Origin of the sequence: Lutimonas vermicola, from assembly GCF_038433205.1 — a bacterium.
Lineage (GTDB): Bacteria > Bacteroidota > Bacteroidia > Flavobacteriales > Flavobacteriaceae > Lutimonas > Lutimonas vermicola.
The window spans coordinates 418605-435329 of record NZ_JBCDNA010000002.1; the positions used below are offsets into that span (position 1 = coordinate 418605).

General features: G+C 39.8%; 11 protein-coding genes. All 11 read left to right on the forward strand.

From position 1 onward, the window contains the following. Window positions 1–62: 62 nt before the first annotated feature. The 11 genes from AABB81_RS09270 (at window position 63) to AABB81_RS09320 (ending at window position 16667) form a co-directional block, all read left to right on the forward strand. Window positions 63–2333 (forward strand): NADP-dependent malic enzyme, encoded by a 2271-nt coding sequence (locus AABB81_RS09270; protein ID WP_342160113.1) that lies wholly within the window; start codon window positions 63–65, stop codon window positions 2331–2333. A gap of 159 nt (window positions 2334–2492) precedes the next feature. Then, on the forward strand, window positions 2493–3074 hold the full coding sequence (ruvA, locus tag AABB81_RS09275) for a Holliday junction branch migration protein RuvA (protein ID WP_342160114.1): 582 nt from the start codon (window positions 2493–2495) through the stop codon (window positions 3072–3074). A 3-nt stretch (window positions 3075–3077) separates the two neighbouring features. Then, window positions 3078–10145: a T9SS outer membrane translocon Sov/SprA gene (gene sov, locus AABB81_RS09280; protein WP_342160115.1), complete on the forward strand. Its 7068-nt coding sequence runs from the start codon at window positions 3078–3080 to the stop codon at window positions 10143–10145. Window positions 10146–10160: 15 nt separating this feature from the next. Beyond that, window positions 10161–10541 (forward strand): glycine cleavage system protein GcvH, encoded by a 381-nt coding sequence (gene gcvH, locus AABB81_RS09285; protein ID WP_342160116.1) that lies wholly within the window; start codon window positions 10161–10163, stop codon window positions 10539–10541. Then, a complete protein-coding gene (locus tag AABB81_RS09290) occupies window positions 10507–10899 on the forward strand; it encodes a VanZ family protein (RefSeq protein WP_342160117.1) in 393 nt (130 codons plus the stop codon). The genes gcvH and AABB81_RS09290 overlap by 35 nt, the downstream gene beginning before the upstream one ends. 65 nt (window positions 10900–10964) lie before the next feature. Beyond that, the gene (locus AABB81_RS09295) at window positions 10965–11684 is read left to right on the forward strand and encodes an energy transducer TonB (protein WP_342160119.1); all 720 of its coding nucleotides are present in this window, start codon (window positions 10965–10967) and stop codon (window positions 11682–11684) included. A 194-nt stretch (window positions 11685–11878) separates the two neighbouring features. Further along, window positions 11879–12610, forward strand: a complete 732-nt coding sequence (locus AABB81_RS09300) for an energy transducer TonB (RefSeq protein WP_342160120.1) — start codon at window positions 11879–11881, stop codon at window positions 12608–12610. 208 nt (window positions 12611–12818) lie between these two features. After that, on the forward strand, window positions 12819–13715 hold the full coding sequence (gene deoC, locus AABB81_RS09305) for a deoxyribose-phosphate aldolase (RefSeq protein ID WP_342160121.1): 897 nt from the start codon (window positions 12819–12821) through the stop codon (window positions 13713–13715). 2 nt (window positions 13716–13717) lie between these two features. Continuing rightward, window positions 13718–15184, forward strand: a complete 1467-nt coding sequence (locus AABB81_RS09310; protein WP_342160122.1) for an aldehyde dehydrogenase family protein — start codon at window positions 13718–13720, stop codon at window positions 15182–15184. Window positions 15185–15186: 2 nt separating this feature from the next. Next, window positions 15187–16047, forward strand: coding sequence for an aldehyde dehydrogenase family protein (locus AABB81_RS09315; protein WP_342160123.1), 861 nt, complete (start codon window positions 15187–15189; stop codon window positions 16045–16047). 38 nt (window positions 16048–16085) lie between these two features. Then, window positions 16086–16667, forward strand: coding sequence for an acyltransferase (locus AABB81_RS09320; RefSeq protein ID WP_342160125.1), 582 nt, complete (start codon window positions 16086–16088; stop codon window positions 16665–16667). Window positions 16668–16725 lie beyond the last annotated feature (58 nt).

Consider the following 16725-nt stretch of genomic DNA (forward strand, 5'->3'; position numbering starts at 1 on the left):
ATTCACCCCTCTTCTTCTGGTAAAAAAATTAACTTTGTGTCCTTAGTCCAAAAATTCAAATAATGGGATCCAAAATCAAAAAATCAGACGCCTTAGCCTATCATCAGTTTCCAAAGCCCGGAAAGATCCAGGTAGTTCCCACGAAAAAGCATTCAAGCCAAAGAGATCTTTCTCTGGCCTACTCTCCCGGAGTGGCTGAACCTTGTCTGGAAATTGAAAAAGACGAACTTCAGGTGTATAATTACACTTCAAAGGGCAATCTTGTCGCTGTAATCTCAAATGGAACAGCAGTTTTGGGCCTTGGAGACATCGGACCCCTGGCTTCAAAACCAGTTATGGAAGGAAAGGCTTTACTATTTAAGATCTTTGCAGATATTGATGTGTTTGACATTGAAGTTGATGCTAAAGATGTGGATAAATTTGTTGAGACCGTCAAAGCCATTGCCCCGACCTTTGGAGGTATAAATCTTGAAGACATCAAAGCTCCCGAAGCTTTTGAAATTGAAAAGAGGCTAAAAGAAGATTTGGATATTCCGGTCATGCATGATGACCAGCACGGAACTGCCATAATTTCTGCGGCAGCTCTTAAAAATGCCCTGGAAATTGCAGGTAAAAAAGCTTCAGAAGTCAATGTCTTAATCAATGGTGCAGGGGCCGCGGCTATATCATGCACGCTCTTGTATAAAAAATTGGGAATTCTGGCCGAAAATATTGTTATGTGCGACAGCAAAGGGGTATTGCGAACCGATCGTACAGACCTCAACGAACAAAAAAGGGAATTTGCTACTGACAAAGACCTCTATTCACTAGAAGACGCTATAAAAAACGCAGATGTTTTTATCGGGCTTTCCATTGGTAATATCGTAAGCCCGGAAATGCTGCTGTCTATGGCTGATAATCCTATCGTTTTCGCTTTGGCAAATCCTGATCCCGAAATATCATATGAGGTGGCTGTAGCTACAAGAGATGACATCATTATGGCTACTGGAAGGTCTGATCATCCGAATCAGGTCAACAATGTGCTTGGATTTCCTTTTATTTTCAGAGGAGCCCTGGATGTGCGAGCTACAAAAATTAATGAAGAGATGAAAATGGCTGCAGTTCATGCGCTGGCTGATCTGACCAAGGAAAGCGTACCCGAACAGGTCAATATCACGTATCACAAAAAGAACATCACATTTGGCAAGGACTATATCATACCTAAACCCTTCGATATGAGATTGATTAGTGAAATCCCTCCTGCGGTTGCTAAAGCAGCCATGGAATCTGGTGTGGCACAGCAACCCATAAAAGACTGGGACGCATACCGGGAAGACCTTATTGAACGATTGGGTACAGGTAATAAATTGATGAGGCTGATTACCAACCGTGCGAAATCTGAACCCAAAACAGTGATTTTTGCCGAAGCAGACCAGTTAAGTGTTTTAAAAGCGGCACAAATCATTTATGACGAAGGTATTGGTATCCCAATACTTCTTGGTGACCAATCAGCTATTGAAAGTTTGATGAAAGAAATACAGTTTGAAGCTGATATCACTATCATAGACCCAAAATCAAAAGCTGAAGAAAAACGGAGAAATACCTTCGCAGAGATCTATTGGAAAAAAAATCAACGGAAAGGTATGACCCTGCTTGAAGCCCAAAAATGGATGAGGGAACGCAATTATTTTGCTGCCATGATGGTAAACGAAAATCAGGCAGATGCCCTTGTTACAGGGTATACGCGAAGTTATCCGACAGTTGCCAAACCAATGATTGAGCTTATTGGCAAGATAAAAGGGATTAGAAAGATTGCGGCAACCAATCTAATGCTCACCGAAAAAGGACCCTTGTTTTTGTCTGATACGGCTATGAACATCAATCCAAATGCCAAGGAACTAAGTGAAATTGCCCGAATGACGCATAAAACAATGAAAATGTTTGGATTGGTTCCAAATCTGGCAATGGTCTCTTTTTCTAATTTTGGCTCATCAAAATCTGAATCTGCAAAAAAAATGTCGGAAGCAGTCAGCTACTTGCATAAATATTTTCCTAAAATCAATATCGATGGTGAGCTTCAGGCTGACTTTGCCTTAAATGGAGAAATGAGAAAAGAAAAATTTCCTTTTTCCAAACTCAACGGAAAAAAAGTCAACGGACTGATCTATCCCAATCTTGAATCGGCTAATATCAGTTATAAATTATTAAAAGAAATCCATTCGGCAGATTCAATAGGGCCTATCATCATGGGGCTGCAAAAACCTGTTCATTTGATACAACTGGGTGCCAGTGTTGACGAGATCGTGAATATAGTTTGTATCGCAGTGGTAGACGCACAGAGCAGGATAAAATAAATTGCCTTTATTCAAGGCGTTGACGAGGTATTTGGTCTCATTTAACTGTTCGGTAATTTATACTTAAAAGCATGTTGGGAATGTTATTAAAATAAGTATAACAATTTTATTTAAAGCCCATAAAATTATTACATTTGAATCCATCACCATTCAAAATTTATGATTGCACATATCAAAGGAAAATTGGTCGAGAAAAATCCTGACCATGTAGTTGTTGAATGCAACGGTTTAGGCTACCATATCCATATTTCACTTCAAACATTTTCAAATATTCCGGATCAGGAAAATTTAAAATTATTCACCCATATGGTGATCAGGGAAGATGCCCATATTCTTTATGGTTTTTACAGCAAAACGGAAAGAGAGGTTTTTAAAATGCTGCTTTCTGTTTCAGGGGTTGGTCCGAGCATAGCAATTACCATGTTATCTTCTATGGATACTGAAGAAATTCAACGCGCCATAGGCTCTGAGGACGTCTCAAAAATACAATCTGTAAAAGGAATTGGATTAAAAACAGCACAAAGGGTAATCGTGGATCTCAAAGACAAAATCCTAAAATCTTATGAAATTTCAGAAGATTTATCCGTTTCAAACAATACTATCAAAATTGAAGCGTTATCAGCTTTAGAAGTCTTAGGATTTTCACGAAAAAAAGTTGAAAAAGTTATACAAGTTATTTTACAAAATTCTCCTGACATAAGTCTGGAGGAACTGATTAAACAAGCGCTTAAAAACTTGTAACGATTGATCCAAATAAAACGGTTTAAATATAATCTCCCTATTATATTAATCGTACTTTTATTTAGTACGGCCTTTGTCTCGGCTCAAATAAATTCAGGAGATAATTCGGTAACTTCCAATCAATCAACAACTTCTGCTCAGAACGACACCATACCACAACTTCCATATTCGTTCAACAACAATCAAACCGGAAGACTATTTCTAAACGACAACAAAGAACTTGAAATTATCTATGATCCCCAGTCAGGGAATTATATTTTGATGGAAAAAATAGGCGACTATTACATCAAAAACCCCACTCAGATGACGCCTGAGGAATACAAAGACTATCGCTTGCAAAGAGACATGCTGGAGTATTCAAAAGATAAGATCAATGCCATAAGCGGCAAAACAAAGGACGCTTCGGAGGTACAGAAAAATTTATTGCCCACCTATTATGTAAATTCCAATTTCTTTGAAAGCGTTTTTGGCGGAAATCAAATCGATGTCAATGTGCAGGGTTCTATTTTGATAAAAATGGGATTGATTTATCAGCGGGTTGAGAATCCCCAGCTTTCTGAAAACAACAGGCAAAGCACCACATTTGATTTTGATCAGGAAATCAATGCCAGTTTGAATGCAAGAATCGGAACCCGCCTGAGGGTCCTTGCCAATTTTGACACCCAATCAACTTTTAATTTCCAGAATATGGTGAAACTGGAATATACACCTACCGAGGATGATATCATCAGGAAGATTGAAGTGGGAAACGTCTCTATGCCGATACGTAATTCTCTTGTAACCGGGGCTCAGAACCTGTTTGGTGCCAAAATGGAACTTCAATTCGGCAAAACAACTGTTACCGGTATATTTTCTCAGCAAAGATCTCAAACCCGATCCGTTTCAGCACAGGGAGGTTCAATTTTGAATGAATTTGATTTCAAGGCGAGTAATTACGACAACAACCGGCACTTTTTTATTGCTCATGAGTTTCGTGACTCATACGATGCCGCTTTGTCCAATTTTCCGCTGATCAACAGCTCCAAGAACATAACCAGAATTGAAATTTGGGTAACCAACAGGAATGCAACAACCACAGGAACAAGAAATATCATTGCCCTTGCGGATCTGGGAGAAAATAATCCAGCTAATATTGGGCCGGCCAGTGTAAACCCCGTCCCGGGAGCGAAAAACCCTTCCAATGAGGCAAATGACCTCCAAAACTTGCTGACTCTTAACGGCCCGATTAGAAAAATTTCAACAGTGGGGCAGGCACTTGCGCCTTACAATATGTCTCAGGGTAGGGATTATACCATTCTTGAAAATGCCATTAAACTGGTCCAGGGTGTTGATTTTACCATGAATGCCCAATTGGGTTTTATCACCTTAAACAGGCGATTGGTTGACAGCGATGTTTTAGCGGTAGCCTATGAATACTCGGATGGAACAGAAGTTCACAGGGTAGGTGAATTTACAGATGCAGGTGTGATTGCCCCTGATAACCTTGTTGTAAAAATGCTCAGAAGCGAGATCATCAACGACAATATACCCATGTTTGATCTTTTGATGAAGAATGTGTATGAAATCCCCGGCGCCTTTCAATTACAAAAAGAAGGGTTTAGGTTAGAGCTGCTGTATTATGATGACAGTACCGGCGAACCGGTGAATATTTTACAAAATGCACAAACAACCGGAGTCAATGACAGAACGATTCTCAACCTGTTAAGACTTGATCGTCTCGATCAAAACAACAACATAAAACCAGAAGGGGACGGCTTTTTCGATTATGTAGAAGGAATCACCATTGATTCCCCTAATGGCTATTTTATTTTCCCAACAGTAGAGCCTTTTGGAGCATTCCTTGACGATCAGTTATTACCGGAAGATGATGTATTCGTTTTTAGAGAACTATACGACAGGACTCAGGCAGAAGCTCAAAATGATTTTCAGCAAAAAGACAAATACTCTTTTAAGGGATATTTCAAATCAGACGGGAAAAACGGTATTCCTTTAGGAGCCTTTAATGTACCCAGAGGATCGGTAAGGGTGACATCCGGAGGCAGGGAATTGATTGAAGGTGTTGATTATGTAGTCGATTACAATATAGGAAACGTACAAATTATCAATCCTGCCCTGGTTGCCTCAGATGCACCGATTCAGGTAAATGTTGAAAACAATATTGGATTTAACCAGCAGAGAAGAAGGTACATGGGAGTAGATGTGCTTCATGTGTTCAATGAAAAACTGGCTATAGGAGGTAATATCATCAACCTCAATGAAAGACCCCTTACTCAAAAAGCACAGTTTGGATCAGAACCTGTTAACAATACCATTATCGGAGCTTATCTTACCTATCGTACAGAAGTACCAAAATTAACCAAATGGGCCAATGCACTTCCCAATATTGATACAGATGTCCCTTCCTATATTTCAGTGAGGTCAGAACTGGCTTACCTGTTGCCCGGTACCCCAAAAGGTATAGACCTGGAGGGAGCCGCAACCTCGTATATAGATGATTTCGAAGGCGCCCAGATTCCTTTGGATATCAAATCCCCTAAACAATGGTTTACGGCGAGTACACCCCTGGGCCAAACCGGAGATCTTGATTTTACAAATGGGAATGTTGCTGCAGGTTTACCTCCCGAATTAAGTGTCGGGGCCAAAAGGTCAAAACTATCGTGGTACAATATCGACCAAATATTCTATGGGTCCAGCCTCAGGCCTTCAAATATAGATAGTGAGGAACTGTCAAGAGCAGAAGTCAGACAAGTGAATTTTAGTGAGTTGTTTCCTCAGGTTGATCTCGACGTGACCCAGTCAAGTATTATCAGGACTTTTGACATGGCCTACTTTCCGGCTGAAAGAGGAACAAACAATTACGATGACAGCTTCGGTCCGGATGGTAAATATATCAACCCTGAAGACCGATGGGCAGGAGTTACCCGAGCCCTCACAACTACAAACTTCCAGCAGGCCAATATAGAATACATTCAATTCTGGTTAATGGATCCCTATGAAAATTACTCTATTAAACCCGAGGAAGGTGGCCCGGCAACCCCTCCAAGTCTGCAGGACATGCAGGGAGAATTGTATTTCAATTTCGGAAGCATTTCAGAAGATATCCTAAAAGATGACCGCAAAATGTATGAGAATGGTTTGCCAACTGACGGGGTTCAGATTCCCGGAACGAACATCGAATCTACTCCCTGGTCATCAATCCCAACCGACCAGTCTTTATTGTATGCCTTTCCCGAAAGTGATGAGGCCAGGGTGAATCAGGATCTTGGGCTTGACGGGGTAAACGATACTGATGAAGCGGTTAAGTACGGAACCGTTTTTGGAGATGACCCGTCAGCAGATAATTTTCACTTTTTCAGAGGATCCGATTTTGACGCAGAAGATGCTTCCATCATCACACGGTACAAGGATTTTAGTTTGACAGAAGGCAATTCGCCCACGATCAACAATTCTGTCGAAAACTATCCAACCTCATCAACTACCTATCCGGATGTTGAGGATATTAACAAGGATCAAACGATGAGCGCCATTGAGAGTTACTATCAGTATAAAGTCTCACTGAACAAAACCGACCTTGTGGTAGGTCAAAATTATATCGTGGATACCCGAGTGACTACTGTAAACCTTCCAAACAATACAACTCAGACAACAACCTGGTATCAATTCAGAATTCCTATCACCACCCCTGAGGACCCTAATAATATTATCAACGATATGTCTGGTTTTACTTCCATCCGCTTTATGCGAATGTTCCTGACCAAATTTAAGGTACCGATCGTTCTGCGGTTTGGAGAGTTGCAACTGGTTAGGGGAGATTGGAGACGTTATACAAAAACTCTGGATGAAGCCGTCAATCCGCCTCAGGAAATTTCGCCGGATGAAAATCAAAAATTCGAGGTTGGTGTTGTCAATATTGAAGAAAACGAAGACAGGCAGCCTATTCCCTATGCCTTACCCCCTGGTATCCGAAGGGAAAGACTTCAGGGAACCACAACGATTCAACAGCAAAACGAACAATCCGTTTCAGTTAAGGTCGAAGACCTGCAACCCGGTGATACAAGAGCTATTTTTAAAAACACAACCTTTGACTTAAGAATGTATAAGCAATTGAAAATGTTTATACATGCTGAAGGAAAAATTGGTCAGATTGAAGTAAAAGATGATGAACTGGTGGGAATCATCAGGCTGGGCAGTGATACTGACGATAATTACTACCAGGTTGAAATACCATTAAAAATAACGGGCTTTAATGCCGTTACTCCGGAGGAAATATGGCCCGAAGAGAATAATATCAATGCAGATATAGAATCCTTTGGGAACCTTAAACTTGAACGATTGGAGGTCGGGGCTCCGGTAAATGAACTCTATCCTCAACCACAGATTGGGGAAACGCCTGAATACAGGATCAGGGTAAAAGGTAATCCGAATTTATCGAATATCAGGACCGTCATGCTCGGAGTCAAAAATACATCTATATCTCCCAAAAGTATGGAGTTATGGTTCAATGAATTACGCGTATCTGATTTTGACAATAAATCGAGTTGGGCAGCTATTGTGAATGCTGATGCGAATCTGGCCGATTTTGCCGATGTTTCGTTAACTGGTAGTATCCATACTATAGGTTTTGGCAGCCTTGATCAAATGGTCAATGAAAGAAGTCAGGATGAAATGAAGCAGTACGGAGTGGTTTCCAATATCAATATAGGGCAACTGCTTCCTAAAAGAGTAAGTGTCAGCATCCCGGTCAACTTCAGTTTTGGAGAAGAGTTCAGAGATCCAAAATACGATCCCAGATTTCAGGATGTACTTTTTAAAAACGGAACTACAGACAGCGATCAGGCCAGGGATTATACCCTTAGGAAAAGCCTTAATTTTATCAACGTCAGAAAAAATAGAACCTCGCAAAGTGGCAAATCTCATTTTTACGATGTCGAAAACCTTTCTGTTTCATATTTGTATAACGAAACCTATCACAGAGATTACAATATTCAAAGATTCATCGATCAAAAGCTCAGGGCTTCGGCGAATTACACCTATAGTTTCCAGCCAAAAATAATCGAACCGTTTAAATCATGGGGACTGGTAAGTGACAAGGCCTATTTGCAGTTTATAAAAGACTTTAACATCAATCTTTTACCTACATCGTTTGCTATCAATTCAAATATCATCAGAACCTATAACGAACAACTGTCGCGATCTTTGGTTGCCGGTTTGCCGGATCTGCCTGTATTGAAACAACGAAATTTTATGTTTGACTGGGACTATTTGGTAGCCTATAACCTGACCAAATCCCTTCAATTTTCACTAAGGGCTTTAAACAATTACGTGTATGACGAATTCGGACTGGACGAAGATCTTCAGATCTACGACAAATTTTTCAAGATTGGAAGGCCCGAGCACTATCACCAGACCTTTAACATGACCTATAAGATTCCCTTTGATAAATTTCCCATACTGAGTTTTATCAATGGAACCTATAACTATACGGCCGATTATGATTGGCAGGCTCCATCTTATACCACAATTGACAATGTGGGAAACACCATTCAAAATGCCAATACACATAATTTCACAGCCGAAATGAGCATGGACAGGTTCTATGATCAGATTGGGCTTTCAAAACTGTTTACAAAAAGAAAGACTGTCGATGTGAAACAGGATCCCCAAACAGGAGAGGCTCTTAAAGCTAAAAAATCACTTTCCACAGGACAAAAAATCGGAAGGGCTGCTGTTGATATCCTCACTTCGGTTAAGAATGTCAGACTTTCCTACACTGAGAACAATGGAACTTTTCTTCCCGGATATATTCCCGAATTTGGGTTCCTTGGTCAAAGCAGTTTTTCAGGCAAACTCTCTCCAACCTTTGGATTCGTGTTCGGAAGTCAGGCTGATATTTTAGACAGAGCCATTACAAATGGCTGGTTGCTTTCGAGAGACACCGGAGATAATTTTTATGCCAGAAACTACAGTAAATCCCATTTTGATAAGTTCGACTATTCGGCTAATGTAAAATTAACCAAAGATCTGGATATTGAACTTTTTGGCAACAGAACCTACACTGAAAGTTTTAACCAACAACTGGATGTGGTCAATGGAGTTCTCGATCCCACACCCAGAAACGGGGTAGGGAATTTTAGTATATCCCATATTATGCTGGGAGCTTCATTCAAGAATGCCGAAGATATATTTCAGGAATTTAAAGATAACCGGACAGTAATTTCACAGAGGTTAGCTGATAAAACCGGTGGAAATATTGACGGGTTTGGCGGCACGAATCAGAATGTTGTGCTTCCTGCTTTTCTTGCGGCATATTCGGGCAAGGATGCTTCCTCAGTACAACTGGATGCTTTTAGGAAAACACCAGTTCCAAACTGGAGGATTTCATACAAAGGGTTGATGTCGATTCCATGGATGAAGACGAATTTCAGGAGTTTTACCCTGGAACACAGTTACAGGTCGGTTTATTCAATTTTGTCATTTACCAATAACCTGAAATATGATGAAAACAACCCTTATGAAGATGTCAACAGAGATATTGCGGGCAATTTTAATCCAAATAAACTCTTTAATGGCATCAATTTGATAGAAGAATTTTCACCTTTAATCAGAGTGGATTTCAAGTTAAAAAACTCCCTTTCAGTAAGAGCGGCTTTTAATAAAGACAAAGCCCTGAACCTGAACTTTAATAACAATACGGTCACCGAGGTATCCGGTGAAGAAATTGTACTAGGGATGGGCTACCGAATCAGGAACGTGAAAATGAAATTCAAAAAAGGCAGTGGCGGAGGTTCAACCACTTTTCAAGGAGATATTAATTTAAAACTGGACATGGGTATCCGCGAGAACCTGACCATCATCAGACCATACGGTATTGAAGATGAAATTAACAATAACCAAATAACAGGGGGGCAAAATTTAGTTTCGTTCAAGTTTCTTGCAGATTATTCATTGAATAAAAATTTACTCGCGTCCTTTTTCTTTGATTATAATAATTCTAAATTTGCAATATCTACAACATATCCCCGAACTTCAATTAATGGAGGTATAAGTGTAAGGTATATTATAGGAAATTAACTTAAAGTCTAAAAAATGAACATACCGGAAGAATTAAAATACACCAAAGACCACGAATGGGTAAAAATTGAAGGAGACACAGCAACAGTTGGTATTACTGATTTTGCTCAGGGAGAATTGGGAGACATTGTTTATGTTGACATTGAAACTGTCGATGAGACCATTGCACAAAATGAAGTTTTTGGAAGTGTAGAGGCAGTTAAAACAGTCTCTGACCTTTTTATGCCGATAAGCGGCGAGATTATTGAATTCAATGAACTTCTTGAAGAAGCACCTGAAAAAGTGAATACTGATGCTTACGGTGACGGATGGATGATCAAAATAAAAATTTCAGAACCCTCAGAAATCGAAAACCTGTTAGATGCTTCAGGATATAAAGAAATTATTGGAGCGTAATGCTCTGTTCCTGGCTATTCTGGCTACATTGGTTTTAGCTTTTCTTAGCCTGAGTGCCATACCCAAAATAAATCTTGGACTCGGTATTAAATCGGGTGACAAATATTTACATTTTACGGCCTACTTCGGCCTTTCACTTTTATGGTATTTTGCCTTAAAAAAGAGAATCAACAAGAAGGTGTTCAATTTTTTTGTACCTTTAGCCTTGATCGTTTATGGCATCATTCTTGAAGGATTACAAAGTGGCTTAACCACATACAGAACAGGAGACATATATGATGCGATGGCCAACACAGCAGGTGTTATAGTAGCTTTGATAATATTCAACAGATTTATCAAATGGTGTGGGACAATTTAAAAATTACTTGTTTTTGTTCCAATTATTTCATTAAATTAGCGCAGTATAAAAAATTTTAACAGAACATGGAAGTAAAAAAGAACCCTAAAGCAAACCTAGAAAAACACAACAAGCAGTTTATGCTGTTAGGTTTAGCCCTTGCTTTAATTGTCATTTATATAGGGATAGAATGGAAAACTTTTGAAAGAAGCATCGCTGATCTGGGTATGGCTGACATTGCGGCTGAAGAGGAAATTGATATACCGATCACTGAAAGAATTCAGGAGATAAAACCACCGCCACCACCACCACCGGCTCCCGAAAAAATTGAAATCGTCGAGGATGAATCTGAAATTGAAGAAACAGTTCTTGAATCAACAGAGACCGATGAATCGGAAGCAGTTGAAGTTCTAGAAATTGAAGAAATTGTTGAAGAGGAAGAAGTTTTGGATGACGTGCCTTTTGCCATCATTGAAAATGTGCCAGTATATCCGGGATGCAAAGGATCAAATGACGAAAAGAAAAAATGCATGGTTGAGCAAATAACCAAACATGTAAACAGAAAATACAATACCGGCCTTGCCGGAGACCTTGGATTGAGCCCGGGTAAGAAAAGGGTTTATGTTCAGTTTAAAATTGACAAAACAGGTAAAATAACTGATGTTAGAGCTAGAGGGCCACATGCCAGACTTGAAAAGGAAGCGATAAGAGTGGTTGAATTATTACCTGATATGACGCCAGGAAAACAACGAGGAAGACCTGTTGGTGTAAAGTACACTTTGCCAATTACGCTTGTAGTTGAGTAAAAATTCATAAATGAAGCATAAAAACCACCTGTCATCCGGCAGGTGGTTTTTTTTATTCAATGAACTCAACATTTTTATATCTTCATTAATCAGGGACTATCCTTGCAGCTACCTGCTTATATTACATGACAAATGTCATGAAATTTCTTTGGACAAATTACTAACTTAGAGAGCATTGTCAATTTCGCCACGGTATGTTAGTCAAAAAAAGCAGCAAGGCAAGGTTATCCCCATATAGAAAGCTTTTCTTCCAATTGGGTTTGGTTTTAACTTTACTGCTTATATACATTGCTTTGGAATGGAAAACTGTTGACAGGTATATTAGTGATTTGGAGCAGATTACCATCGAAAATGAAGAATTTATTGAAATACCTATTACTCAAAGGATTTTAGAGATAAAACCACCGCCCCCTCCTCCACCTGCACCCGAAAAAATAGAAATTGTCACCAATGAAGAAGATATCATTGAAACAGTTTTAGAATCAACTGAAACAGACGAAACTGAATTCGTCGAAGTAACTGAATACGAAAAAATAGAAGAAATCATTGAAGAAGAGGAAATCGAAAAAGATGTTCCTTTTGCCATTATAGAAGAATCGCCTGTATACCCCGGATGTAAAGGAGACAAAAATGCTTTAAGACAATGCTTGCAGGATAAAATCAATAAACACGTCACAAAGCATTTTAGGGTCGATCTCGCCCAGGAATTGGGACTTGAAGAGGGTAAGAAAAAAGTTTATGTTCAATTTAAAATTGATAAAACCGGAGAAATAGTCGACATAAGAGCCCGGGGACCACATGTACGTCTGGAAAAAGAAGCGATAAGGGTTGTTCAGCTTCTGCCCAGAATGACTCCTGGTAAACAAAGGACGAAACCGGTAAGGGTTTCGTATACGCTTCCTATCACACTGGAAGTTCTCAAATAAATGATATTATATTAGCTGTAATTCCGATTTTAATTTCTAAAAACTTACTTGTCACGCGACCTGCTGTCATCAGTATTCCTCATGTAATACATTTTCAACTAGTCGGATAAACTCAATAAAATCAACGACTTTGGGAAGTTTAAATGTTTCCTTATAGCAACTTGCGTATCATTTTTAATTTGTAAATTTGAATCCCTAATTCATATAAATGATTACAAATTTAAATAATCTTCCTTCCTATGACACTGTAGGCGTCATGGAACGCGTTGACAGATTCTGCAAAAGAAGCATTAAAAAATCTTCTAAGGTGGAAGGGCTGAAGTTGGCACTAAGCATGATAGACCTGACAACCTTGGAAGGTAAAGATACCCCTGGAAAAGTGAGGCAATTATGCTATAAAGCCATGCATTTACATGAAGGGCTCGAGAATATTCCCACTGTTGCAGCTGTCTGTGTCTATCCTACATATGTAAAAATTGCAAAAAAGGCCTTACTGAATTCCAATATACAGGTAGCGTCGGTAGCCACAGCCTTTCCTAGCGGACAATCAAGCAGAAGTACGAAAGTCATGGATACAAAATTTGCAGTTGACCAAGGTGCGGATGAAATTGATATGGTCATCTCAAGGGGTGAATTTTTGGCGGGCGAATATAATTTCGTCTATGACGAGATTGCCACCATTAAGGAAGCCTGCGGTGAAGCCCACCTGAAGGTTATTCTTGAAACAGGAGAATTAGAGACTTTGGACCAGGTACGAAAGGCAAGTGAAATTGCCATGCATGCGGGAGCGGATTTTATCAAAACCTCAACAGGTAAAATTCAGCCTGCAGCGACAATGCCTGTAACCTATGTCATGCTTGATGCCATAAAAGATTATTACATAAAAACAGGTAAGATTATTGGAATGAAACCGGCTGGAGGAATTTCGACATCTAAAATTGCTTTGCAATATTTGGTGATGCTCAATGAAGTGTTGGGAGAAAAATGGATGAATAAAACCTATTTTAGATTTGGGGCAAGCAGCCTGGCCAATGACATTCTGATGCAATTGGTAAAATCAGAAACAGGATATTACCAATCAGCTAATTATTTTTCAAAGGATTAAGCATGAAAAAAGATTCAGATACACAAGTATTTAATGCTTCATGGAGTTATGAAGCAGCAACCGAGAGTAAAGATCACATTCAATTAAAAGAACAATATGAACTTTTTATCAATGGAGAATTCATACCTCCTGTGGATGGGAACTATTTTGAGACAATTAATCCGGCAGACAATCAGGTAATTTCGAAAATTGCGGAGGCATCTGACGAAGATGTTGACAAAGCTGTGGTTGCTGCAGAAAAAGCATTTAAAAAATGGTCAGAAATGCCCGGCAAGGAACGGGGAAAGTATATTTTCAGGATTGCCAGGTTGATTCAGGAAAGAGCCAGGGAATTTTCGGTTATAGAAAGCCTTGATGGTGGTAAACCCATTCGGGAATCCAGAGATATAGATATACCCCTGGCTGCCAATCACTTTTTTTATTATGCCGGCTGGGCGGATAAACTGTCTTACGCCTTTCCAAACCGAAAAGTAAAACCTTTAGGAGTAGCGGGTCAGATCATTCCATGGAACTTCCCTCTGCTGATGGCAGCCTGGAAGATTGCTCCGGCTTTGGCCACAGGAAACACAGTTGTTCTTAAACCCGCTGAAACCACTCCTTTAACGGCCCTGAAACTGGCCGAAATAATACAGGAAAGCGGATTGCCAAAAGGCGTGGTCAATATTGTAACCGGGGCGGGAATCACCGGGGCGGCCATTGTTGAACATCCCCGTATCCAAAAAATAGCATTTACCGGATCAACCGCTGTTGGGAAATACATTCAAAAAGCAATAGCAGGAACCGATAAAAAACTAACCCTTGAGCTGGGAGGAAAAGGGGCAAATATTATATTCGAGGATGCTGCAATTGACCAGGCCGTAGAAGGTATTATCAATGCAATCTTTTTTAACCAGGGACACGTATGTTGTGCAGGCTCCAGATTGTTTGTTCAGGAATCAGTGGCCAAATTGGTAATTGACAAGTTAAAAGACAGGATGAATTCTTTGATTCTGGGAGATCCCCTTGATAAAAACACCGATATAGGTGCCATCAATTCAAAGAAGCAACTTGAAACCATAGAAGGCTATATTAAGATTGGCCTTGACGAAGGCGGGGAAATTTATCAACCAGCCTGCATCATTCCTGAAATTGGAAACTGGTGCCCGCCTACCTTGTTCCTTAATGTCTCTCAGTCGCACAGAATTGTTCAGGAAGAAATTTTTGGGCCCGTTTTGGCAATTCAAACCTTCAGAACTGTTGATGAGGTTATTGAGAAAGCAAATAATACTCCCTTTGGATTATCTGCAGGGGTTTGGACCGAGAAAGGATCAAAGATTTTTTATATGACACAAAAATTAAGAGCCGGAGTGGTTTGGGCCAACACTTTTAACAAGTTTGATGCTACATCGCCTTTCGGAGGTTATAAAGAAAGTGGATTTGGAAGAGAAGGAGGTCTTCACGGCCTTAAACCATACCTAAAATTTGAATAAATATGAGCCGGTTAGACATACTTAAAACCTATAAATTATATATTGGCGGTAAATTCCCCAGAACCGAATCCGGGAGGTATTTTGCCTTAAAAGACAAAAAAGGCAAACTCATTGCCAATATGTGTTTGGCTTCGCGAAAAGATTTCCGAAATGCCGTTGTTATAGCCAGAAAAGCCCAAAGTTCATGGGCCGGGGTCACTGCGCTCAACAAAGGACAAATACTTTACAGGATTGCTGAAATGCTGGAAGGAAGAAAGGAGCAATTTATCAAGGAGCTTCAACTTCAGGGAATCGGCAAGAAAAAGGCTACCGACGAAGTAGAGGCATCAATTGACAGATTGGTTTATTATGCGGGTTGGAGTGATAAATATCAGCAAATTTTCAGTTCCGTAAATCCGGTGTCAAGTGCACATTTTAATTTTTCGGCACCTGAACCGATGGGTCTACTGTCAGTAATTGCTCCCGAATATCAGGGCCTGTTAGGCCTGGTTTCGGTAATTGCTCCTGCCCTGGTTGGTGGAAATTCTATTGTTGTATTGGGTAGCAATACATTACCTCTTAGCGCCATCTCCTTGGCTGAGGTACTTCATTCTTCTGATGTCCCTGCAGGGGTCGTCAATATACTTACCGGTGATAAGAATGAATTAATCCCTCATATGGCGTCCCATATGGATGTGGATGGCATCATTTATTGCGGGAATGACGAGGAAGAGATAAAGCTTATCTCCGAATTGGCAAGCAGCAATGTCAAACGCACTATTATTTACAAAAAAAATGACTGGCTCAAGGATATGAATCAATCTCCCTATTTTATCGAAAAAACGCTTGAAATAAAAACAACCTGGCATCCAACAAAAGTTTAAGGGCAGTTCTTTAATCTATCAGCAAAAATTCTATTTCTATGAATAAGCAAGCATATTTTGCACATGAAACAGCAGTTATCGACCAACCATGTATCATAGGTGAAGGCACTAAAATATGGCATTTTAGTCATATCATGGCCAACTGTAGCCTCGGGAAAAATTGTAATATCGGGCAAAATGTTGTTATTTCACCTGATGTCCATTTAGGAAATAATGTAAAGGTTCAAAACAATGTATCGATCTACACGGGGGTTATTTGTGAGGATGATGTATTTCTTGGTCCCTCTATGGTTTTTACCAATGTGATAAACCCCAGAAGTGCTGTAAACAGAAAAAACGAGTATATGAAAACTACTGTCAGGAAAGGAGCCAGTATTGGTGCCAATGCTACAATAGTTTGTGGTAATGACATCGGAGAATTTGCCTTTGTTGGGGCAGGAGCCGTGGTAGTCAAAGAAGTAAAGCCTTATGCGCTCGTAGTCGGCAACCCCTCAAAACAGATCGGATGGATCAGTGAATACGGGCAAAGGCTGTATTTTGATGAAGAGGGAATAGCCATTTGCTCTGAAAGCCATGAAAAATATGAATTAAAAAATAACCTTGTTCACAAAATAAATTAGATTTGCAGCGTTTACTTAGTTGCATTGAACCGTATTTTTCCCAACTGTATCCTATTCA